Below are 21,369 nucleotides of genomic sequence, written 5' to 3' on the forward strand. Positions count from 1 at the left end.
CTCCGCCTCCGCTTGGTCGCGCCGGATCCACATCCGGTTCGGCCGCTCTTGGCGAAACGGAAGATTTTTCATATGACCCGTGGTAAGGATGGCCGCCGACCGGCTTCGCCCGGGGCGGTCATCCCGTAACGTTCATACCCGTGACGTTTCTCGCGCGACCACGGTCCCATAGCTCAACTGGATAGAGTAGCGGATTTCTACTCCGCGGGTTGCAGGTTCGAGTCCTGCTGGGATCGCCAGTCGTCACCGCCCGGTTTGTCATCTTGCCGCCGCGCCGCTTGTTCATGTCCATTCGTTACCGTAAACGACAGGCTGTTGCCGCCCAAGGCTGCTCGCCTTCGTCTGCCGGGCGAGGGGTCATGGTGCCGTTGGGGGGCTGGATTGGCGAAGCGTGAGGCGTCTCGGTTCTTGGTGAGGATCCTGCGGTCCAGATTCCGCGATCACAAGACCGAGCTTTCTGAGTTACGGCGGCATATCCGGCGCGGCGACATCGTCTGCGACGTCGGCGCCAACAAGGGCAGCTTTCTCTATTGGCTGGCGCGATGGTCTGCGCCGGGGCGCGTCATCGCGTTCGAGCCGCAGCCGGATCTGGCCGAAGGCCTGACGCGGCTCTGCCGCCGGTTCTCCCTGGATAACGTGGTGGTCGAGCCACGGGCGGTCTATTCGTCGTCCAGCACGAAGACGCTGTTCGTTCCCGAGGGTCATCAGCCAGGCGCCTCGCTTCTCGAACCCGCCGAAAATTCCAAGGCGATCGAGGTGCAGACCATCTGCTTGGACGACTATCTCCCGGAGACCGGGACCGTCTCCGCGATCAAGATCGATGTCGAGGGCGCGGAGCTGGACGTGCTGCGCGGTGCCGAGCGCACCTTGCGCCGATGCCGGCCTCTGATCATCGTCGAATGCGATCGCCGCCTCGCGACGCTCGACCGGGTCAAAGAGACCTTTTCACTCCTGCTCGGTCTTGGCTATCAGGGCGAGTTCCTGAGCCGCGGCAAGCTGCTTCCGCTGTCCGCATTCGATCCGGACGTTCACCAGCGAGCCGACGGCGAATGGTTCTGGAAGCGGAAGGACTACTGCAACAACTTCATTTTCCGGAGCATGGACGCGCGAACGTCCTGACAGCTGAAGGTCTTGATCCGGCACGGCGCCCCGCCCGAGACCAACGGAGAGCTGGGCTGCATTCTAATGAACTCCTAATCTCCCGTCGCCGCAGCCGCCAACAACATCTGCTCGACGAGACCGTCGAACTCCTCTTTGCCGATCGGATCGGTCGCCGCCATCTCGTCATACGTCCTTCGATATGGCGCCCACCAATGATGATGCCGCCCCGCCTCGAACAGGACGCGCGCGGCAGCCTCGATCTGCTTCGACGACGGCCTCCGGATCACCCCCCCCCTCCATCGGCCTTGGATGCCGCGATTACCGGTCGTCCCGCAGACACCCGCGTTCGCCGGGTGAAACCTGCCGCGCACCGCGTGAAACCATTTCCCATGCCACACGAAGACGTCCTGAAACAGTCCTCCGGCACGGTCCGACCATCAAACCGACCGGTGGGAGTTACCGATGTCCGCGCTGCTGAGCTTCATCTTCGAGTCCTATTGCCTGAGCTACCAGGCGATGTTTCCGGAGCTCGATCAGGATCACCGGACCGCCGCGCAGTGATAGCCGCGCTGGCGCAGTGCCCGGCCCCGCGTTAAGCTTTCCTGTTCAGCTTAACTGCCGCTTGCGTTTGACGCCCGCGCCTTCATGCGCCACGTCGTGGCGATGGAGCTTTGACATGTTCGAATTGGCTGTTTTGACCGCAATCTGTTTCATTGCCGCCGTCGCCCTCGTCACCATCTATCAGCGGCGGCAGGACGTGCTTTACGGACCTTACATCGAGGACGCGTCCCGGCATCAGGCACGGCGCGACGACGCCATCGAAGCATCCTCGTCCTGACCCGTGGCGTCCTGACCACGCTGTCATTGCCGGCCGGGCGCGGGGCACCGGGCGTCACAGGCCGCTGTGTCCCCTTGTCTCGTTGATCAGGGCGTCGAACCGGTCTGGGCTCATGCTCTGGCCGCCCGGCGTCTCGATGCTGACGCAGGCGGCCCCGAGGCGCAGGTAGGTGTTGGCCGTGAGCAGCGCGTCCTGCGCGCTGCTACACCTGATGGTGGCCATCGCGCTGGCGCTCTCGGCCCTGACGGTGAACTGCGCGGCGGCCATGAACGACAAGCCCGGTTGCAAGCAGCGGCTGAACTGAAACCACAGCTTATGCAACGGCACCCGACGGTATCATTGAGGTGGATCAAACGGACCGGTGGCGGTCGATCGGCTGCAGGAGCCGGGCACCAAGCCGCAGAGCATGTCGGCTCCCCGCTCAGCTCCGGTTCAACGACAGGCTGATGCGGGTCACGATGCCGTCCCAGTCGCGCTCCCAGGCCTTGGGATAGTTGATCAGCACGCAGTGCACGTAGCCGCCGGCGAAGTTGCAGCGGTTGTACCAGACATAGTCGCCCCTGTAGCTCGACACGGCGAAGAAGCGCGACGTGACGCGCTTGTATTGGATGTTCGGCGGCGGGTTCTTCTTGGCGAGGAACCGTGCCGGAGAGTCACCCGCGTCGTTGCGCGTCGATTGCACGGTCAGATTGGCGCGCCCGTCGGCGCCCTCGAAGCGTCGGCCGTAGCCGTCGGGGCGCCCCGCCGTCTCGCTGAAGATCGAGGCGGGAATGTCGACCGAGGTTCCGGTCTCCGGGATCCTGTAGGTGGTCCAGCGCGCCGGCTCAGCCTGCGCGGCAGCGCTCCAGCAGTTCACGCCGGCGATCAGCGCCACAGCCTTGATGATCGAGTTCATGTCTGTCGTCCCGAACGGCTTGGGAAAGATGCGAGGCTAACCGGCCTTCACGGCCGTGCGAAGGCAGTCCCCCCGGACATCAGCCGAAGAGAACGCGCATCATCGCCGCAAGGTTCACGGCCGACAGCATTTCCGCGTCCGGGCGGCACGCCAGTCCTACCCAACCCCGGTCCTGCCCAACCAGGTCCTGCCAAGCCTGACGCGGTCGTGGTCAGCCGCCACCGGCGCGCTCCCGCTCCAGCGCTGACGTAGCGGCCCTGCTCGGCCGGCCCCGACGCGAGGTTCAGCGCAAGCGCGGGACTGATTTCGATTCCTGAAGTTGCTCCCCGGCTTGTCCGAGGCATTGAGCTGCAAGGGCGCGGCAATCGTTGAAGCCCACGCACCTCCAGAGACGGCGGCGCGCGCTGCGGCGTACGAAGCGCAAAGCGACCCGCGACCGAAAAATGCCCGTCGACCAAATCCCCCTGCGACGTCGCCGCTTCGTTCGCTTCGCGAGCCGCGCCGGCCGACCAAAACGGTCTGCGCGCGAAAACTGATTTCGCGAATGCGCTCAACGTGATTTGGCCTGTCCAGTCCTGCGCGCAAAAATATTCCTGTTTCGTTTTTACAGAATTCGTGTTTCTCTGGCTGCGTCCCGCCTCGCAGCAGAGGGGCGCATCGCGATCGTCACGAGCGTTGGGTGCGGGATGTGGTGGGCGCAGCGGGTTGCAGCATGCTGGTCATGCGGACGAACAGCCCGATGCGCCGGTGAAGTCGTATGGTCCTGGCATCCCGATGCTGATGCCAAGCCGGTGGTGATGATGATCCGCCGGTCACGGGGGCAAAACAGCCGGTCCCCGGGGAGAGTACGTATAAACCGTCAAAACCATCGCGCGGGGAAGGCCGGAGCATCCGGCTACACCTGTGGTTCCTGCCCCGTGCAATCTTTCCGCACGGGGGCCGCGGGTGTCAGCGGATACCCGGCCTTCCCTGCGCCCTCTCTTCCAAAGAGGGCCATTCGAACGCCATCACTCGGGCACGGCGTGCCGCGAGAACGTCGACGATCGCCCGACGCGCGCCCGTCACGTCGACGTCCGAAATTGGCGCGTCGCGAGGCGTGAGCGCGTGGCAGCGTCGATGATTGTGCGGCCGTTGTTTGACATGCGCATCCACAACGAGAATCGACCGGCCGACTTCCGTTGCCGTCATTCATATGATACCAGTCATGGCAATGATACCGGCGACTCCAGGGCAGCGGCGCCACAAGCGTTAATCTCTCGCCACATATCGGCCGAGGCCGCGATGGCCCGGACCTATACTTGGAGTTGCCTTTACAACCGCCTCGCCGACGCCTGCGAGACAGTCGTTGCAACGGCCTTGTCGCGAGCGACAAAGAGCTGCAAGCCCTGATCTGCAGGAAGTTAAGCTTAAAAACGTGCGGCAGCCGGTTTCAACAACCTGGCAACTTCATTCAACAGCCAAGACGTGCAACAATACTTCGGCGCAACTATCATCAACCTGAGATTTAATTTACCGATCATTTACTTTCCTTAACTTTGCCCCAAAAACTGCACGATGCTGGGTTCCTCTTTCACAATTAGAACTCGTCTGGGGCCCTAAATAACTACCTCCCGGACTCCGGTTCTAAAAAGCCGACCTATACTTTTCATCGCTAAATCTCCGTCTTCGTTTCGCGTACAGAGGTCCACAATGACAACACTTACAAAGGCTCTCCCGACCCATCTCGAAGCGACCCGCTTCGACTCCGAGAAGCTGCGGACGATCCTGATGCTCTGCGGCGCCACGGCGTTTGGCTTCATTCTTCACGCCACATATGGCCTCGATCTCAGCTATGCCTTCTTCTGATTAGGAAAGCCCGCCGGTCGAAGTCGGCGGGCTCTTCACTGATCGACGCATTGGTAGCTCGTCGGTCTTCCGGCTCGCGGGCCCTTCGCAGGGCTCCGCGCGCCGCCTCTGCAAGACGCGCCCCGATACGCGCGTCACGCGATGAATGTGGCAGACGCTCGCCATCACAGGCTTGCTGCAGTCTTTGCACAGCCTGGCCGCGCTGCTCCCACAATTCCGCCGCGACGACGCGACACGCTGAGGGTGTGAGGAATTGGGGTTTTGAGGACGAGTAGCGTCATGCGTTCGCCAGTGTATGATCTCTATCAGATGAAGCAGGACCGCTTGCCGACGGGAGCCCGTTCGGCATGGCTGAGGACGCGGCCCAACGAGCCGCCGCCGGCGGCCGATGACTGGATCTTCGTCGGCAAGGAACGGCATCCGAGCCGGTGGACGATTGCCGAAATGAACGAGAAGGGCACCTGCTACCGCGAGATTCCGATCTGGCTGTCGAGCCGGCGGAGCATGATGGCGGGATCAGCGGCCGACATCCAGACGCCGGCCGCCTGACGCCCGCCTCTCGCCCGACACGGTCTCGATCGTCCGGCATGGTCTCAATGACCGGGCGCCGCACCGCGCTTGCGGGTGCGTCGCCGCAAGCCAAAGGCCGGTCGCGCACCGCGGCCCGCGGCTTCGTGCAATGAACTGACGACGAATCAAATCGCGTCAGGCGACGGGAACGCCGTAATAATCGTTCACCTTGCGTCCGGTGGCGAGATCTCCCCAATCCCATTCGCGCTCATCGGAATATTTCGGCGCAGCACGCAGCTGAGTCTCGGTCACTCCGGTGACATATCCGCCGAGACGGGTGTCGTACTTCAAGGATTGCCACGGAAGCGGGTAGTGATCATTGCCCATTCCGAGAAAGCCGCCAAAGCCGAGAACGGCGTAGGAAACTCGGCCGCTCAGCTTGTCGATCATCACGCGTTCGATAGTGCCGATCTTGGTGTCATCGGCGCCGTAGACCGCGGTGCCTTCAACCTTGTCGCTGCCGATCAGGTTGCCATATTCCTGCTCATCGAGCATCGATGTCATGTGAGCCTCCGTTGCGCTAGACGATTGGCAACGTTCGGCCGCTGCCCGCCGTTCCCACAGCCCACACTCTCAATCGGACTCCGACCGCTTGCGGTCGTGCTCGGGATGGCCAGTCGCTTCCCGGGACGGTGCATCCCCGGATGTGCTCTGATCCGCCTGCTGCGCACGGTCCTTATCGGCGGGCTGATCCTCGCCGCGTCCATTCTTGACGATCCCATGATCCTGCTTCGCCATCGGGGTTCCCTTCGATTGTGATCCACGGCGTGCGTCGCGCCGGATAGCGCCGACGCCAATGGGGTTCGATCGGGACGACGCCAGCAGCGCCCGTTCGTTCCGTTGCTGAGCCGACACGCCGCAGAGCCGATCGCGCCGCCGAGAACAACACGCCCGTTTGAGCCGTCCCAAAGAAACGTTGGTGGGCGCCGACCGTTAAGGAGAACCTCAAGAGGAGAGACAGCATGGCAGACGATCGCACGACGTCGATGTCCCGCCGTCAGATGGTCGGAGGCACTGCAACGCTGGCGGCTGCCTCGTTGGCCCCTGCAACGGCGAAAGGACGTGAGACAATGGCTGGTGATTCCATGACGACCGAACAACTCGTCGATCCCACCGACAAATTTCCGAAGCCGCCGTTCGAACGGCAGTCTCAGCCCTGGCCCGGGCTCGCCAGCAAGATGTCTCCTCGGCCCGACCATGGCGAAACCAGCTACAGAGGTTCGGGTCGCCTCGCCGGACGCAAGGCGCTGATCACCGGTGGCGATTCCGGAATGGGGCGCGCCGCTGCCATCGCCTATGCGCGGGAAGGAGCGGATGTCGCCATCAACTACTACCCGACGGAGGAGCCGGACGCACAGGAGGTGGTCGCATTGATCAAGGCCGAGGGCCGGAAGGCGGTTGCGCTTCCCGGCGATCTCCGCGACGAGGGCTTTTGCCGGCAGCTCGTACAACGGGCCGTTGAAGCGCTCGGTGGACTCGATATCGTCGTCAACAATGCGGCCCGGCAACAGGCCCGTCAATCGATCCTGGACGTTTCATCGGAGGATTTCGACGCGACGATGAAGACCAACATCTATGCGCCGTTCTGGATCATCAAGGCCGCTCTGCCGCACCTCAAGCCCGGGTCCGTCATTATCGGCACATCGTCCGAGCAGGCCTACGATCCATCACCAGACCTGTATGATTACGCGCAGACCAAGGCCGCGACCATGAACTACGTGAAGTCGCTGGCCAAGCAGCTCGGGCCGAAAGGCATTCGCGTCAACGCCGTCGCTCCGGGACCGATCTGGACGCCGCTCCAGGTCTCCGGCGGCGCAACCATGGAGAAGCTCGAGAAATTCGGCGGTCAGACTCCGCTCGGCCGCCCCGGCCAGCCGGCAGAGCTCGGATCCATCTACGTTCAGCTGGCTGCAGCGGATGCAAGCTACGCGAACGGACAGGTCAATGGATCATCCGGTGGGTCCGGGCAGCCGTGAGGCTGCCCTTTGGGCTCAGATGCGCGTGACCGGCTGCGGAAGCGAATAGGCTTCGGTATGCACCTGGCGGATCGTCGTAAATGCGGCGACCGCCGAAGCAACGCTGAAGGCGGTCAGCAGCGCAATGAGCACCGTACGAGGGGCCATGGAAAAGTCCTCCATTCGAAAGATTACTCTTGCAAAGAATCCACCTTCCGGTCCGCGACCGGCGTGACTTCGCCGTCGAGCCAATCCTGCTGGAGCGCCAGCGCGCTCCAGCTCTGGGCCATGCGCTCATAGCGCCTCAAGGCCGGCTCGCCCTCCGCTCGCTGAGCGAGTTGGAGACAGTTGTCCGCGTTTTCTCTGAAAAGATCTGACTGTTTCATTGAAATTAGCTGGTGGCCGCAACAGGACGCCGCAACCGCGTTACACGATATTAATGTGCCATGTTTGGGCCGGAACTGCAGGACAGCCGGTGTCGACCAGCCATCCTACGCATCTAGGTAGTTATGAAACCGTCCTGGCCACCCGGCCTCCTCGCGATCCGAGGTGGAGCCGCCGACAGACCAAATGAAAGACCGGGAGCTCTTCAGCGCCCGCCACGGTTCTGCTCTTCAAGCGGTCTGACGCGCTGCTTCCCGGTATCTCGTCCCTGCCCTGGTCTCCATTATCGTCCCGGCCTCCGGAGGACGAGTGCCGCCGCCGCTCGGATTTCCGCTGGCGGCCTCGATCGTCGGCGCCGACCGCGGATTTGCGGAGCTTGCGGCGGGGGTCGCCGGTCACGGCGCCCGCTGCGCCGCATTGCCCGGAAGAGTGAAGGAAATGGTCTTTTCGTGAGTTCATCCTTATTAAATAACCTCTGGGATCCCCCCGGTTCCGAGTGCACGATCGGCCCGCTCGTCTGGGGGACGAAAAATTTGAAACGTTTAGGCCGGGATGGAGTTGATGTGCTCGTGCCAGTGAAGGCCGGTTCCATTCGCCGCAGAAATCGGCATCCGGCTTGATTTGAATAATTGCCGCAGCTTCTATTGCCGCAGGTCTTTGAGTCTCGGATTCTTGCCGGCGGACGTTCTGCCTCGGGGGAACTTTATGAGCGATCTCGATTCCGCTGCCGGTCCGTCGCCGATACGGCAAGGCCTCAGCCGTCACGGGAACGGAACTGAGATACCCGATGCCAGCCAGGACCTGCTCCGGGCCCTGCAGGCAATGCGATCCGGCGATTTCTCCGTACGCATGGGCGGCGACTATCTTGGTATCGACGGCAAGATCGCGGATACCTTCAATGAGATCATCGCAGCCAATGAGCGGATGGCCCAGCAGCTCGAACTTGTCGGCCAGGTCGTCGGCCGGGAAGGCAAGACGCGTCAGCGCGTGAGATTCGGCATCGCGAGCGGCTCGTGGGCTGATATGGAGAGTTCCGTCAACACCCTGATTGATGACCTTCTATGGCCGACGCGCGAGGTGACGCGCGCCGTCGCCGCGGTGGCCCAGGGCGATCTGCTGCAGACCGTGAAGCTCGACGTCGATGGCCGGCCGCTGGGGGGCGAATTCCTGCAGTCTGCCAACATCGTCAACACGATGATCAAGCAGCTGAGCGTTTTCACTTCGGAAGTCACGCGCGTGGCGCGCGAGGTCGGCACCGAGGGCAAGCTCGGCGGCCAGGCTCAGGTTCCGGAGGTGACGGGCGTCTGGAAGGACCTGACCGAGAGCGTCAACTCCATGGCCAACAACCTCACCGGCCAGGTCCGCAACATCGCGGAGGTGACGATCGCGGTTGCCAATGGCGACCTCTCGAAGAAGATCACGGTCGACGTCCGCGGCGAAATCCTGCAACTGAAGGAAGCCATCAACACGATGGTCGATCAGCTGCGCTCGTTCGCCTCCGAGGTGACGCGCGTGGCGCGCGAGGTCGGGACCGATGGCAAGCTCGGCGGCCAGGCCATCGTTCCCGGCGTCGCCGGCACCTGGAAGGATCTCACCGACTCCGTCAACGCGATGTGTGGCAACCTGACGGCCCAGGTCCGCAACATCGCCAACGTCACCACGGCGGTGGCCCGCGGCGATCTCTCGCGCAAGATCACCGTCGACGTGCGCGGCGAGATCCTGGAGCTGAAGGACACCATCAATACGATGGTCGACCAGCTCAACGCCTTCGCATCCGAGGTGACGCGCGTGGCGCGCGAGGTCGGCACCGAAGGCAAGCTCGGCGGCCAGGCCCAGGTGCCCGGCGTCGCCGGCACCTGGAAGGATCTCACCGACAACGTCAACTTCATGGCGTCGAACCTCACGGCCCAGGTGCGCAACATCGCCGATGTCGCCACCGCGATCGCAAGCGGCGACCTGTCGAAGAAGATCACGGTCAACGTCTCTGGCGAGATCCTTCAGCTGAAGGAAACGCTGAACACGATGGTCGACCAGCTCAACGCCTTTGCCGGCGAGGTCACGCGCGTCGCGCGCGAGGTCGGCACCGAAGGCCGGCTCGGCGGCCAGGCCAACGTGCTGGGTGTGGCCGGCACCTGGAAGGACTTGACCGAGAGCGTCAACTCGATGGCCTCGAACCTGACGGCGCAGGTCCGCAACATCGCCGACGTGACCACCGCGGTCGCCAATGGCGACCTGTCCAAGAAGATCACCGTCGACGTCCGCGGCGAAATCCTCGAGCTGAAGGACACCATCAACACGATGGTCGACCAGCTCAACGCCTTCGCCGGCGAGGTGACCCGCGTCGCGCGCGAAGTCGGCACCGAGGGCAAGCTCGGCGGCCAGGCGATGGTGCGCGGCGTCGCCGGCACCTGGAAGGACCTCACCGACAGCGTCAACTCGATGGCCTCGAACCTGACTGGTCAGGTTCGCAACATCGCCGAGGTCGCAACCGCGGTCGCCAAGGGCGACCTGTCGAAGAAGATCACGGTCAACGTGTCCGGCGAGATCCTTCAGCTGAAGGAAACACTGAACACGATGGTCGACCAGCTCAACGCCTTTGCCGGCGAGGTCACGCGCGTGGCCCGCGAGGTCGGTACCGACGGCAAGCTCGGCGGCCAGGCCGAGGTGCCGGGCGTCGCCGGCACCTGGAAGGACCTCACTGACAGCGTCAACTCGATGGCCGGCAACCTGACCGCCCAGGTCCGCAATATTGCCGAGGTGGCGACAGCCATTGCCGGCGGCGACCTGTCGCGCAAGATCACGGTCGACGTGCGCGGCGAGATTCTGAGCCTGAAGGAAACGCTGAACACGATGGTGGATCAGCTCAACCGCTTCGCCGGCGAAGTGACGCGCGTCGCGCGCGAGGTCGGCACCGAAGGCCGGCTCGGCGGCCAGGCCAACGTGCCCGGCGTCGCCGGCACCTGGAAGGACCTCACCGACAGCGTCAACTCGATGGCTGGCAATTTGACTGCCCAGGTCCGCAACATCGCCGAGGTGACGACGGCGGTGGCGCGCGGCGATCTCTCGCGCAAGATCACCGTCGACGTGAAGGGCGAGATCCTGGAGCTGAAAAACACCATCAACACGATGGTCGACCAGCTCAACGCCTTCGCGTCCGAGGTCACCCGGGTGGCCCGCGAGGTCGGCACCGAAGGCAAGCTCGGTGGTCAGGCCCAGGTGCCCGAAGTGGCCGGAACCTGGAAGGACCTCACCGACAGCGTCAACTTCATGGCCTCGAACCTGACCGCGCAGGTCCGCAACATCGCCGAGGTCGCGACCGCCATCGCCGGCGGCGACCTGTCGAAGAAGATCACGGTGGACGTGCGCGGCGAGATCCTGCTGCTCAAGGACACCCTGAACACGATGGTCGAGCAGCTCCGCTCCTTCGCAGCCGAAGTCACGCGCGTCGCGCGTGAGGTCGGCACCGAAGGCCGCCTCGGTGGCCAGGCGGTCGTGCCCGGCGTCGGCGGCACTTGGAAGGACCTGACCGACAACGTCAACCTGCTCGCGGCCAACCTGACCACGCAGGTGCGCAACATCGCCGAGGTGACGACGGCGGTGGCCCGCGGCGATCTCTCCCGCAAGATCACCGTCGACGTGAAGGGCGAGATCCTGGAGCTGAAGAACACCATCAATACGATGGTCGATCAGCTCAACGCCTTCGCCGGCGAAGTGACCCGCGTCGCGCGCGAGGTCGGCACCGAGGGCAAGCTCGGCGGCCAGGCGCAGGTCCCGGGCGTCGCCGGCACCTGGAAGGACCTCACCGATACCGTGAACTTCATGGCCGCCAATCTCACCGAACAGGTTCGCGGCATCGTCAAGGTCGTGACCGCCGTGGCCAACGGCGATCTCAAGCAGAACCTGACGGTGAAGTCGAAGGGCGAGGTCGCCGCCCTTGCGGAAACCATCAACAACATGACCGAAACGCTCGCGACCTTCGCCGACCAGGTCACCAGCGTCGCGCGCGAGGTCGGCGTCGAGGGCCGTCTCGGCGGCCAGGCCAATGTTCCCGGCGCATCCGGTACCTGGAAGGATTTGACGGGCAACGTCAACCTGCTGGCCGCCAATCTGACGTCCCAGGTCCGCGCCATCGCAGAGGTCGCGACCGCCGTAACCAAGGGCGACCTCACCCGCTCCATTCAGGTCGATGCGCGCGGCGAAGTGGCCGAGCTCAAAGACAACATCAACACCATGATCACCAATCTGAGGCTCACGACCGACCTCAACACCGAGCAGGACTGGCTCAAGACCAACCTTGCCAAGTTCACCAACATGCTCCAGGGCCAGCGCGACCTGACCACCGTCGGCCGCCTGCTCCTCACCGAATTGACGCCGCTGGTGAACGCGCACCGTGGCGTGATCTACCAGGTCGACACCGAGCACACGCCGCAGCTGCGCCTGCTCGCCTCCTATGCAGATGACGGCGTCTACCCGCACCGCCAGTTCGTCCAGTTCGGCGAGGGACTGATCGGACAATGCGTGATCGACAAGCGCCAGCGGCTGGTGTCCGAGATCCCATCCGATGTGATTCCGGTCGGCTCCGCCCTGCTGCGCGCCGTCCCGAAAAACATCGTCGTGCTCCCGGTGCTGTTCGAGAACCAGGTCAAGGCGATGATCGAGCTGGCGTCGCTGAGCCCGTTCACGACGTCACAGATGACGTTTCTCGAACAGCTGACCGACTCGATCGGCATCGTGCTCAATTCGATCGAGGCCACGATGCAGACCGAAGGTCTCTTGAAGCAGTCGCAGCAGCTCGCCGCCGAGCTGCAGGCGCAACAGCGCGAGCTGCAGCAGACCAACGAGCAGCTCGAACAGAAGGCGCAGCAGCTCGCCGAGCGCAACGTCGAGGTCGAACGCAAGAACCAGGAGATCGAACAGGCCCGTCGCGCGCTCGAAGAGAAGGCGACCGAGCTCGCGCTGACGTCGAAGTACAAGTCCGAATTCCTGGCCAACATGTCGCACGAGCTGCGTACGCCGCTCAACAGCATCCTGATCCTGGGTCAGCAGCTCACCGAGAATCCCGACGGCAACCTCACGGTCAAGCAGGTCGAATTTGCCCGCACCATTCATGGCGCCGGCACCGATCTGCTCAACCTGATCAGCGACATTCTCGATCTTTCCAAGATCGAATCCGGCACGGTGACCGTCGATGCCGAGGAAATCCTCACCGCCAACCTCCTGGAGACGGTCGGACGGCCGTTCCGGCACGAGGCCGAAAATCGCCTGGTCTCCTTCAACATCGATGTCGATCCGAGCCTCGCGCGGAGCATCGTCACGGATTCGAAGCGCCTGCAGCAGGTCCTGAAGAACCTGCTCTCGAATGCGTTCAAGTTTACCGCCGAGGGCGGCGTTCGCCTGAAAGTATCCGCCGCACTTGGCGGCTGGAGCACCGAGCATCCCGTGCTCAACACAGCACCGGCCGTGATCGCATTCGAAGTTTCCGACACCGGTATCGGCATTCCCCAGGACAAGCAGAAACTGATCTTCGAGGCATTTCAGCAGGCCGACGCGGGCACGAGCCGCAAATATGGAGGCACCGGTCTCGGCCTTGCGATCAGCCGCGAGCTCGCCAGCCTCCTGGGCGGAGAGATCCATCTCAAGAGCGCGCCGGGCAAGGGCAGCACTTTCACGCTGTACCTGCCGCTCAAATATTCGGGTCCCGCGACAACACCGCGCGTCAGCCCAACACCGGCTGTTCCCTACGTCCAGACCCCTGTCCTGCAGCAGACCACGGCACCCGAGCGCGTCGTCGAGCAGCTGGCGGATGATCGGCTCGATCTCGAACCGGGTGATACGATCCTTCTGATCGTCGAGGACGATCCCCACTACGCCCGCGTGCTGATCGACCTCGCGCGCGACAAGGGATTCAAGGTCCTGGTTGCCGCCCGCGGCGCGGAAGCGCTCGAACTGGCCAAGCAATATCAACCAGCCGCGATCTCATTGGACGTCTTCCTGCCCGACATGCTCGGCTGGACGGTCCTTAGCCAGCTCAAGCACAATCCGCTGACGCGGCATATCCCGGTGCAGATCATCACGCTGGACGAAGACCGCCAGCATGCGCTGGCGCGTGGCGCCTTCTCCTTCGTCAGCAAGCCCACGACGACGGAAGGCGTCAGCGCCGCCCTGTCGCAGATCAAGGAATACGCCAAGCCGCGGCGCAAGCGGCTGCTGATCGTGGAGGACAACGCAGCCGAACAGCTGAGCATCCGCCAGTTGCTCGATCACGACGACATCGAGATCGTCGAAGCCGGCACCGGCGCGGACGCACTCGACGCGTTGCGCAGCGCGCCTTGCGATTGCGTCGTGCTCGACCTCCGTCTGCCCGACATGAGCGGTTTCGACGTCCTCGATCAGTTGCGCTCCGACGAAACGTTGGCGGGCGTTCCGGTGGTCGTCTTCACCGGACGTGAATTGTCAGCTGAGGAGGACGCGGAACTCCATACGATGGCACGCAGCATCGTCGTCAAAGGTGTGGAGTCGCCCGAACGGCTGCTCGACGAGACCTCATTGTTCCTGCATCGCGTGATCACGGAACTGCCGGTCGAGAAGCAGCGCATGCTGGAGAAGCTGAACAGTTCCGACGAGGATCTGATCAGCAAGACGGTGCTGCTCGTGGACGACGACGCGCGCAACATCTTTGCGCTGTCGAGCGTGCTGGAGCGCCGCGGCATGAAGGTGCTGACCGCCACCACGGGCCGTGAAGCCATCGAGCTCGTGCAGAGCAATCCGGAGATTGCGATCGTGTTGATGGACATCATGATGCCGCAGATGGATGGTTACCAGACCATCGGCGTCATCCGTCAAAATCCGACGTTCGTCCGGCTCCCCATCATCGCGTTGACCGCGAAGGCCATGAAGGGAGACCGCGAGAAGTGCCTCGAAGCTGGCGCATCCGACTATCTAGCAAAACCCGTCAACACCGAGCAGCTGCTCCTTGCGATTCGCATGTGGCTGCACCGCTGAAACGGTTGATCATGATGGAACATGAGAAGGTCAACATTCTCCTGGTCGACGACCAGCCGGCGAAGCTGCTGGCCTATGAAGTCATCCTGAAGGAACTCGGCGAGACTCTCGTGGTCGCGACCTCAGGCCGCGAAGCACTGGAGATCCTGCTGAAGAACGAGATCGCGGTGATCCTCGTCGACGTCTGCATGCCCGAGCTCGACGGCTTCGAGCTTGCGCAAATGATCCGTGAGCATCCAAGGTTCCAGAAGATCGCAATCATCTTCATTTCAGCGGTTCAAGTCAGCGATTTCGACCGGCTGCGCGGCTATGAGATGGGTGCGGTGGACTACGTGCCCGTTCCCGTCGTGCCCGAGGTGCTGCGCGCGAAGATCAAGGTCTTCGCCGAGCTCTATCGCAAGACGCGGGAGCTGGAGCATTTGAACCTGGAGCTTGAGAACCGAGTCCGCGCGCGCACGGCAGAACTCGAGCGATCGACGGCCCAGCTCGTCGAAAGCGAGCAGCGGCGGAGCATGGCGATTGCGGCCGGCAAGATGGGATCGTGGGACTGGGACGGCGCCAATGGCGACTGGATGTGGGACGAGGGTCAGTATCGCATCTTCGGCGTCACACCGCAGAGCTTCGAACTCAACTCCGTGAACATCATGGCTCTGCTGCATCCGGATGATACGGAGCGCGCACGCCAAGTGGTCGCCGAGTTCGGCCGCGGTATGACCTCGTACGAAGCCGAGTTCCGAATCCATCGTCCCGATGGAGAGGAGCGCTGGTGCGTCGGCACGGCGGCGGCCACCAAGGACAAGGCCGGCCGCGTCATCCGCGTCAGCGGCGTCACCATCGACATCACCGAACGCAAGCGCGCCGAGGAACGTCAGAATCTGTTGACCCGCGAGGTCGATCATCGCGCCAAGAACGCGCTGACGCTCGCCCAATCGATCGTGAGGCTGACCAAAGCCGACAGTGTGAAAGCCTATGTCAGCGCGGTGGAAGGCCGCATCAGCGCGCTGGCCCGCGTTCATACGATCCTGTCGCTTTCAAGCTGGCAGGGCGCGGAGATGAGCAGGCTCGTCGCCGAGGAGCTCGCCCCCTATGCGACCGGCGGACAGGTGGTGTACGGCGGCGCCGAGTTGCAGCTGGAACCCGCGACGGCGCAGACCCTCGCGCTCGCCATGCACGAGCTGGTGACGAACTCGGCCAAGTATGGTGCGCTATCGGTCCGTTCCGGCCATCTGTCGATCAGCTGGACGATCGAGGATGACCGCCTCGATCTCATCTGGATCGAAGCCGGTGGCCCGCTGGTGCATGTGCCGACCTCGCGCGGGTTCGGAACGCGCAGCCTGATGGCCAGCGTCGAAAGCCAGCTCGGCGGACGCGCCCTGTTCGATTGGCGTCCGGAAGGACTCGTCTGCCGTCTGGTCGTCCCGCTTCGGACCGGCGCGACCCCGCCGGAGATCACGAACTCTTACCCTGCGGTCAGCTCCGATGGCGCCCGCCAGCGCGCCGCGGGTTGATCGCACGTTCTGCTCGGTCGCGTTCAGGCCGTGGTATCACGCGCCAGCCGAACCGGTACCGACTTTGCTGCAGGGACCTTTCCGCCTTCCGCGTGGTGCCACAGCGGAATCAGTCCATTGCACTCAGGGTAGCAGGCCGCGATGCTATGACGCGGAATGTCGAACGCCACCCGGGTCCGAGCCCGGCTCTCCTTTTTCAGCCGACACTGAGATCACGCAGCGCTGCGCTGGAGGTGGCGACCTTCCTTGACTTCCTCGATGATCTTGGCGCTGAAAGCTTCCAGGTCGCCAGGATTGCGAGAGGTGATCACGCCCTGGTCGACTACGACCTCCGCGTCCTGCCACTGAGCGCCGGCATTGACGACATCGGTCTTGATGGACTTGTAGGATGTCATCTTACGTCCCTTTGCAATGCCGGTCTCGATCAGCAGCCAAGGCGCGTGACACACCGCCGCGACGATCTTCTTGGCGGCGAACATGTCCTCGATGAACTTCAGCGCCTTCGGCTCGAGCCGCAGCAGATCCGGATTGATCTGACCGCCCGGGAGCACGATGGCGTCGTAGTCGGACGCGGCGGCTTGGTCGAGTGTCTTGTCGACCTTGACGGGACGACCCCAATCCTTCTGATCCCAGCCCTTGATCTCGCCAGGCGCGATCGAGATGATGTCGACGGTTGCTCCCGCCTGCTTCAGGCGATCACGCGGCACTTCGAGCTCTGACTGTTCGAAACCATTCGTTGCGAGAATCGCAATCTTCTTTCCGTTGATGTCCATTGAGTTCTCCTCATCTCGTCGACCCCCGCGGGCAACCTGGCGCACGCCCGCATGTTCCGACGGCAGAGACCGGCCAGTCGTCACAACTGGTCGACTGACGTGACACTCGGATGTGGAACCACCACGCATGCCCCGCAGTTTGTTCGAACGGGCATGCCTTGGACAACAAGCCGCTTGGACAACAAGCCGCGCTGAGCGAAGGGGCATCGCCATTTCAATGGATCGCGATCTGGAGCCGCTCGTGCCCTATGCATTGTTTGAAAACGACGAACAGTTGACCCGGCCGTTTCATACCGAACGCGAGGTCTGGGAAGCCGCGGAGCAGGCCGATCTCATCACGCTCGGCACGCACGGCGAGAAGATCCTCGACAATAACTTCGAGATCAAACCGTGCGAGGCCACGCCGGAAGAACTCGCGACCGCGAGCCTGGAGATCGTGTCGCCCGACGCCCACCCCCCAGATTCTGCGATGAGCAACGGTTCAGTCAATCAGCCGTTGCCTCCAGCTCATAAGGCAACAAAGGCAACAACAAAGACGTCCTCATGAAATCCTTGTGCGGCCGCATGGCTCCAGCGCTGGTGCCTGTCTCAGGCATGGCGCGCGCTACGCCTTCTACGCGGCTGGGCTCGCGCCTGCTCGGCCTTTAGGTGTTCGCGTTGCTCGCACAGCCGGTCGACCATATCGAGCATCCGCTGCAGCAGCCCCTCGGCTGACGCCGTGACAATACCGGCGCGCTGCAACTGCAATATCTCCCGGCGTTGCCGACCGACCTGCAGCCGCATGCGCTCGATTTCCGATCGAACAAGACTGAGGTCGGGCATTGAGCACCAAGGAAATGAGCCATCAGCAATGATAGAACAAATGGGGAACGATTTCAAGCCATCACGTTGGAATGCGAACCGTGGCGGAGAACGGCAGAGAAAATCAAGAAAAGCCGGGACTCGAGAGCGGCCGAACCAGCCGACGAGATAAGGGGGCGCAGGACCGGACTAACAACCGCGAGCACAAGCCCCGGGCGCGAAGCATTGTTCGCGCCGCCTGCACAGGTATTTGGATGCCCCAGCGCCGCCCTTGAAGACGTCGCGAATCAAGACTCGGTTGTTTAGTATTCACGGCATTTCTTGGGAGTGCAGCATGGTTGCGGATAGTGACAGCAAGGTTGCCTGGCATCGCGCCCAGCTCGGAAAGAATCGCGCGGCCTTGAAACAGATCGAGACAGCACGGTTCACCGTCGGCGAGAGCGCCGATGCGAAGGCATTCGAACGGACCAGGCGACAAGCTGCGGAACTCCGGTTCAAGATCCGCGAGTCGGAACAGGTCATCGGCCAGCACGACAAGCAGGCGCGGCGTCCACTCGCGACCGACCTGCGCAGTCTGTCCAACGTCGAGTGGCACAACTGGACCGGCAACGGGCCGCGCTGACAAGCTCGAGTGCCCCCCCTCACTCCGTGACGGTGCTGCGCATTGCTTTCGGTTGCTCCAGAACCGTCGAGACGTCCGAAGGTCGGGCTTTGTCATCCCCTCGCTGCCAGCGCTTCAGCCGCTCATCGCTCCTGCTGAGAGCGTCGAGGTCAATACGCCCGTCTGCGAGAGCCTGCTTGGCGCAGGCGAACACGGGGTGAAACTGCGTCCCGTCGTAAGCGACCAGCAGCAGATCGGCGCCGCCGTTCAGGGCCTCGACGACAGCCTTGCACAGGTCGTGTCCGTAGATCGCGCCCATGACGAGATCATCGGTTACGATCACGCCTTGGTATTTCCAGCGGCCCCGGATCAAACCGTCAAGCACGGCCTTGGAATGCGAGGCGGGGCGCTCGGGATCGATCGCATCGACCACCACGTGACCGACCATCATCGCCGCATGCGAGTTGTCGAGCACTTGGCGGAACGGCCGCCAATCCGACTGTTCCAACACATCGGCAGGTGTGTCGAGCTGCGCAGAGAAGTGATGCGTATCAGCTTCGACGCGTCCCAGACCAGGGAAATGCTTGACGGCCGCATGAACACCGCTCGCTTCCAGACCGCGGACATAGCCGAGCGCTATGTCGCCGACCACGGTCGGATCGTTGGAGACCGCGCGCCGGCCAATCAGGGTGTGAAAGTCCAGGCGGTTGCGCTTCCAGCGCGGGCGTAGATCGACGACAGGCGCCAGATTGAACGTGACGCCCGCCGCAGCCAGCATCTGTCCTTGAGCGCGCCCCATCTCGAACGCATCGTGCGCACGCCGAGCCGCGGGCAGATCGGCCAGCGTTGCGAGCCCAGGCATGTTGGGCAGGGTCGGAGACAGATGCGCGACAGTGCCTCCCTCCTGATCTGCTGAGACCAGCAGAGGCGGCAGCCCGGCGCTCAGGCGCTCGGCCTGCAGTCGCGCGAGCTCGGCGCGCAGTTGAGCCTCGGTCCGCCCCCGCACGTTGTGGTGTGTCACATAGACGCCGGTGATCAAGCCCTGCCGTGCCAACGCTGCTGCGTCCTCCGCGGCCGTGTAGCCGATGATGAAATGCCGCCCGAGCAGGCGGGCCACTTCGGGAGCTGTGCGAAACGTTTCGTACTTTCGCCAGGCGAACGAGAATTGCGTCGAGGTCAGCGCGACCAGCGGGAGGCACCACGTCAGTACCAGCACCCGCCCGGCCGCGCCGCGGCGCCAATGCCCGCCGAACACCAGCAGCAGCGGCGCGGCCATGCCGATGAGGAGCAAGGCGGTGTGACCGGTCCCGCGCAGGCGAACCAGATACGGCTCGTTGCTGTTGAGCGTGATAAAAATGAAGAGCAGAGCGAGGCTCCAGAGGACCGCCGTCCTGATACGTCCGAGCATGTGTGCAGCCGATCATCCCGGGGAAAGACGGCATTCTGCGTAACAACGACGATCCGCCTGCGCCAGCTGCGGAATCGCGTCTGCACCAAATCTGCAAACAAATCCTGAAATGCTGCAGAGCCTCTCGTGAGCCGCTGCACGCACCAACGTCATGCTGGGTTCATCGGCTGGCGTCTGCCGGCAGAGCAGTGACCCAATCGAGGATTCCCGCAATGACCGGCTCCGCCGAGCTGACGGCTGCCCCCGCCGTTTCTGATTCCATGTGGCACAAATTCGCCGTCGCTTTCGGCCTTCTCTGGCTCGCCGACATCCTGTTCTACGACCAGATCCCCGGCCTCGCTCTTCCGATATTTGCAAGTGTGCTGGTCGCGGCCAGCGTTCTCGTCAATCGCGCCAGGATCGACCGTCGGCGCTCGATCCCGGCGGCGATCATCCTCGTCGCAGGCCTGATCCCGGCGATCGAGGACTCGAACCCGCTGTCGTTCTTGATCGTCGTTCTCACGACGATATCGGCCGTCGCCCTGTCAACCGATCCGGCCGCGGACGGATTTCGCCTTCCGCTGACGGCGGCGCGACAGCTGCTGTTGACCGGACCGTTCAGGCTGATACCCGACATCATTGCCGCGTTGCGCGCGAATGATGTTACACGCGTCCTACTCACTTGGAGCATCCCGCTGGCGCTGGGCCTCGTGTTCATTCTCCTGTTCGCGGCCGCCAACCCCGTCATCGAGCAGTGGCTCGATCAGCTCCAACCCCAGCGCGTCGCGTCCAATCTGAGCTTCGGCCGTCCAATCTTCTGGCTCGTGATCCTGTCCCTGATCTGGCCGTTCATCAATCTGCGCTGGCGCCAGCGAAACACGACGCTGAGCACACCCATCGATCTCGTGGCTGACCGCCCGCCGTCCGTTCTAGCTTCGCTGCTCGGACCTGAGACCGTCATCCGCTCATTGATCCTGTTCAACGTGCTGTTCGCCGTCCAGACCGCCCTCGACGGCGAGTATCTGTGGGGACACGCGGAGCTTCCCGACGGCATGACCTACGCTGCCTATGCGCACCGAGGCGCCTACCCTCTGATCGTCACGGCGCTGCTCGCGGCCGCCTTCGTCATCATCGCCGTCCGCTCTGGAACGACGGAGGACCGGCGCTTCGTCCGTCCACTGGTCTATCTCTGGGTCGCACAGAACCTGATGCTGGTCGCGTCCTCGATGCAGCGGGTCCACATCTACGTCGAGAGCTACCTCCTGACCGGCTGGCGCATCGCGGCGTTGATATGGATGGCGCTGGTTGCCGCGGGCCTGTTCCTGATCGTGGTCCGGATCGTCCGGAACAGGCCCAATGGCTGGCTCATCCGCGCGAACCTGCTGGTGCTCGCGGCGACCCTTTACGGATGTGCGCTCATCAATTTCGACGTGCTGATCGCCGACTACAACGTGAGCCATAGTCGAGAAGCAGGACGCCAAGGCTCGGCGATCGACATAAATTATCTCTCGAATCTCAGTCCTCAGGTCCTCCCGGCGATCGAGCGCGCCATTTTGTTGTCACCGGCGAAGAGCGAACTGGCCGCTGCCCGCAACCGCCTGCTGAACGAGCAGGCAAAGAACATGGCGTCCTGGCGCTCCTGGAGCTTTCGCGGCTGGCGCTTGCAGCGCTATCTCGATACACATCCTCTATCGCACCAACCAAGCTGA

At 63.3% G+C, this 21,369-nt stretch carries 19 protein-coding genes and 1 tRNA gene; 11 read left to right on the plus strand and 9 right to left on the minus strand.

Translation table 11 applies throughout. The features are described from left to right. The first annotated feature begins 162 nt into the window (after positions 1-162). Positions 163-239 (plus strand) — tRNA-Arg (locus LQG66_RS05795). A 172-nt stretch (positions 240-411) separates the two neighbouring features. Next, positions 412-1,119: an FkbM family methyltransferase gene (locus LQG66_RS05800; RefSeq protein WP_231327703.1), complete on the plus strand. Its 708-nt coding sequence runs from the start codon at positions 412-414 to the stop codon at positions 1,117-1,119. Positions 1,120-1,193: 74 nt separating this feature from the next. On the opposite strand, the gene LQG66_RS05805 is transcribed toward LQG66_RS05800, so the two are convergent. Continuing rightward, a complete protein-coding gene (locus tag LQG66_RS05805; RefSeq protein ID WP_231324356.1) occupies positions 1,194-1,388 on the minus strand; it encodes a hypothetical protein in 195 nt (64 codons plus the stop codon). A 389-nt stretch (positions 1,389-1,777) separates the two neighbouring features. Between LQG66_RS05805 and LQG66_RS05810 the strand changes: the two genes are divergently transcribed. Next, entirely contained in the window at positions 1,778-1,939 is a 162-nt protein-coding gene (locus tag LQG66_RS05810; RefSeq protein WP_231324357.1) for a hypothetical protein, read from the plus strand. A 54-nt stretch (positions 1,940-1,993) separates the two neighbouring features. Here the strand turns inward: LQG66_RS05810 and LQG66_RS05815 are convergent, their stop codons facing one another. Both LQG66_RS05815 and LQG66_RS05820 read right to left on the minus strand, forming a co-directional pair. Then, a complete protein-coding gene (locus tag LQG66_RS05815; RefSeq protein WP_231324358.1) occupies positions 1,994-2,266 on the minus strand; it encodes a hypothetical protein in 273 nt (90 codons plus the stop codon). A 94-nt stretch (positions 2,267-2,360) separates the two neighbouring features. After that, positions 2,361-2,834 carry a hypothetical protein gene (locus LQG66_RS05820; protein ID WP_231324359.1) on the minus strand — a complete coding sequence of 158 codons (474 nt, stop codon included), beginning with the start codon at positions 2,832-2,834 and terminating at the stop codon, positions 2,361-2,363. Positions 2,835-4,523: 1,689 nt separating this feature from the next. Between LQG66_RS05820 and LQG66_RS05825 the strand changes: the two genes are divergently transcribed. Together LQG66_RS05825 and LQG66_RS05830 are read left to right on the plus strand one after the other, a co-directional pair. Next, positions 4,524-4,679, plus strand: a complete 156-nt coding sequence (locus LQG66_RS05825; RefSeq protein ID WP_231324360.1) for a hypothetical protein — start codon at positions 4,524-4,526, stop codon at positions 4,677-4,679. Between the two features lie 279 nt (positions 4,680-4,958). Continuing rightward, complete coding sequence (locus LQG66_RS05830; RefSeq protein ID WP_231324361.1) at positions 4,959-5,228, plus strand: hypothetical protein; 270 nt, start codon at positions 4,959-4,961, stop codon at positions 5,226-5,228. A 156-nt stretch (positions 5,229-5,384) separates the two neighbouring features. Here LQG66_RS05830 and LQG66_RS05835 read toward each other — a convergent pair whose 3' ends face one another. After that, the gene (locus LQG66_RS05835) at positions 5,385-5,753 is read right to left on the minus strand and encodes a PRC-barrel domain-containing protein (RefSeq protein ID WP_231324362.1); all 369 of its coding nucleotides are present in this window, start codon (positions 5,751-5,753) and stop codon (positions 5,385-5,387) included. A gap of 458 nt (positions 5,754-6,211) precedes the next feature. Here LQG66_RS05835 and LQG66_RS05840 point away from each other — a divergent pair, with 458 nt between their 5' ends. Then, a complete protein-coding gene (locus LQG66_RS05840; protein WP_305879314.1) occupies positions 6,212-7,225 on the plus strand; it encodes an SDR family oxidoreductase in 1,014 nt (337 codons plus the stop codon). Positions 7,226-7,240: 15 nt separating this feature from the next. Here LQG66_RS05840 and LQG66_RS37235 read toward each other — a convergent pair whose 3' ends face one another. Continuing rightward, entirely contained in the window at positions 7,241-7,372 is a 132-nt protein-coding gene (locus LQG66_RS37235; protein ID WP_256460606.1) for a hypothetical protein, read from the minus strand. Between the two features lie 23 nt (positions 7,373-7,395). Further along, positions 7,396-7,590, minus strand: a complete 195-nt coding sequence (locus LQG66_RS05845) for a hypothetical protein (RefSeq protein WP_231324364.1) — start codon at positions 7,588-7,590, stop codon at positions 7,396-7,398. Between the two features lie 703 nt (positions 7,591-8,293). Here LQG66_RS05845 and LQG66_RS05850 point away from each other — a divergent pair. Continuing rightward, entirely contained in the window at positions 8,294-14,590 is a 6,297-nt protein-coding gene (locus LQG66_RS05850) for a HAMP domain-containing protein (RefSeq protein ID WP_425601292.1), read from the plus strand. Positions 14,591-14,604: 14 nt separating this feature from the next. After that, the gene (locus LQG66_RS05855; protein WP_231327705.1) at positions 14,605-16,098 is read left to right on the plus strand and encodes an HWE histidine kinase domain-containing protein; all 1,494 of its coding nucleotides are present in this window, start codon (positions 14,605-14,607) and stop codon (positions 16,096-16,098) included. Positions 16,099-16,310: 212 nt separating this feature from the next. On the opposite strand, the gene LQG66_RS05860 is transcribed toward LQG66_RS05855, so the two are convergent. Continuing rightward, positions 16,311-16,871: a type 1 glutamine amidotransferase domain-containing protein gene (locus LQG66_RS05860; RefSeq protein ID WP_231324365.1), complete on the minus strand. Its 561-nt coding sequence runs from the start codon at positions 16,869-16,871 to the stop codon at positions 16,311-16,313. A gap of 127 nt (positions 16,872-16,998) precedes the next feature. On the opposite strand from LQG66_RS05860, the gene LQG66_RS05865 reads away from it, so the two are divergent. Further along, positions 16,999-17,418, plus strand: a complete 420-nt coding sequence (locus LQG66_RS05865; RefSeq protein ID WP_231324366.1) for a hypothetical protein — start codon at positions 16,999-17,001, stop codon at positions 17,416-17,418. A gap of 41 nt (positions 17,419-17,459) precedes the next feature. Here LQG66_RS05865 and LQG66_RS05870 read toward each other — a convergent pair whose 3' ends face one another. After that, a complete protein-coding gene (locus LQG66_RS05870) occupies positions 17,460-17,693 on the minus strand; it encodes a hypothetical protein (protein ID WP_231324367.1) in 234 nt (77 codons plus the stop codon). Positions 17,694-18,006: 313 nt separating this feature from the next. Here LQG66_RS05870 and LQG66_RS05875 point away from each other — a divergent pair, with 313 nt between their 5' ends. Then, positions 18,007-18,294 (plus strand): hypothetical protein, encoded by a 288-nt coding sequence (locus LQG66_RS05875; protein ID WP_231324368.1) that lies wholly within the window; start codon positions 18,007-18,009, stop codon positions 18,292-18,294. 19 nt (positions 18,295-18,313) lie between these two features. Here the strand turns inward: LQG66_RS05875 and LQG66_RS05880 are convergent, their stop codons facing one another. Further along, the gene (locus LQG66_RS05880) at positions 18,314-19,681 is read right to left on the minus strand and encodes a glycoside hydrolase family 3 N-terminal domain-containing protein (protein ID WP_231324369.1); all 1,368 of its coding nucleotides are present in this window, start codon (positions 19,679-19,681) and stop codon (positions 18,314-18,316) included. Positions 19,682-19,893: 212 nt separating this feature from the next. Here LQG66_RS05880 and LQG66_RS05885 point away from each other — a divergent pair, with 212 nt between their 5' ends. Continuing rightward, positions 19,894-21,369 (plus strand): DUF4153 domain-containing protein, encoded by a 1,476-nt coding sequence (locus LQG66_RS05885; protein WP_231324370.1) that lies wholly within the window; start codon positions 19,894-19,896, stop codon positions 21,367-21,369.

Source organism: Bradyrhizobium ontarionense, assembly GCF_021088345.1.
In the GTDB taxonomy this organism is placed as follows: Bacteria; Pseudomonadota; Alphaproteobacteria; order Rhizobiales; family Xanthobacteraceae; genus Bradyrhizobium; species Bradyrhizobium ontarionense.

What these genes read in the sequence shown, in the direction of transcription:
- LQG66_RS05875 (WP_231324368.1), top strand. Translation starts at nt 18,007, where the DNA reads ATGGTTGCGGATAGTGACAGCAAGGTTGCCTGGCATCGCGCCCAGCTC.
- LQG66_RS05835 (WP_231324362.1), bottom strand. Translation starts at nt 5,753, where the DNA reads ATGACATCGATGCTCGATGAGCAGGAATATGGCAACCTGATCGGCAGC.
- LQG66_RS05855 (WP_231327705.1), top strand. Translation starts at nt 14,605, where the DNA reads ATGGAACATGAGAAGGTCAACATTCTCCTGGTCGACGACCAGCCGGCG.
- LQG66_RS05860 (WP_231324365.1), bottom strand. Translation starts at nt 16,871, where the DNA reads ATGGACATCAACGGAAAGAAGATTGCGATTCTCGCAACGAATGGTTTC.
- LQG66_RS05820 (WP_231324359.1), bottom strand. Translation starts at nt 2,834, where the DNA reads ATGAACTCGATCATCAAGGCTGTGGCGCTGATCGCCGGCGTGAACTGC.
- LQG66_RS05830 (WP_231324361.1), top strand. Translation starts at nt 4,959, where the DNA reads ATGCGTTCGCCAGTGTATGATCTCTATCAGATGAAGCAGGACCGCTTG.
- LQG66_RS05885 (WP_231324370.1), top strand. Translation starts at nt 19,894, where the DNA reads ATGACCGGCTCCGCCGAGCTGACGGCTGCCCCCGCCGTTTCTGATTCC.
- LQG66_RS05865 (WP_231324366.1), top strand. Translation starts at nt 16,999, where the DNA reads ATGCCCCGCAGTTTGTTCGAACGGGCATGCCTTGGACAACAAGCCGCT.
- LQG66_RS05880 (WP_231324369.1), bottom strand. Translation starts at nt 19,681, where the DNA reads ATGCTCGGACGTATCAGGACGGCGGTCCTCTGGAGCCTCGCTCTGCTC.
- LQG66_RS37235 (WP_256460606.1), bottom strand. Translation starts at nt 7,372, where the DNA reads ATGGCCCCTCGTACGGTGCTCATTGCGCTGCTGACCGCCTTCAGCGTT.
- LQG66_RS05825 (WP_231324360.1), top strand. Translation starts at nt 4,524, where the DNA reads ATGACAACACTTACAAAGGCTCTCCCGACCCATCTCGAAGCGACCCGC.
- LQG66_RS05870 (WP_231324367.1), bottom strand. Translation starts at nt 17,693, where the DNA reads ATGCCCGACCTCAGTCTTGTTCGATCGGAAATCGAGCGCATGCGGCTG.
- LQG66_RS05840 (WP_305879314.1), top strand. Translation starts at nt 6,212, where the DNA reads ATGGCAGACGATCGCACGACGTCGATGTCCCGCCGTCAGATGGTCGGA.
- LQG66_RS05810 (WP_231324357.1), top strand. Translation starts at nt 1,778, where the DNA reads ATGTTCGAATTGGCTGTTTTGACCGCAATCTGTTTCATTGCCGCCGTC.
- LQG66_RS05845 (WP_231324364.1), bottom strand. Translation starts at nt 7,590, where the DNA reads ATGAAACAGTCAGATCTTTTCAGAGAAAACGCGGACAACTGTCTCCAA.
- LQG66_RS05850 (WP_425601292.1), top strand. Translation starts at nt 8,294, where the DNA reads ATGAGCGATCTCGATTCCGCTGCCGGTCCGTCGCCGATACGGCAAGGC.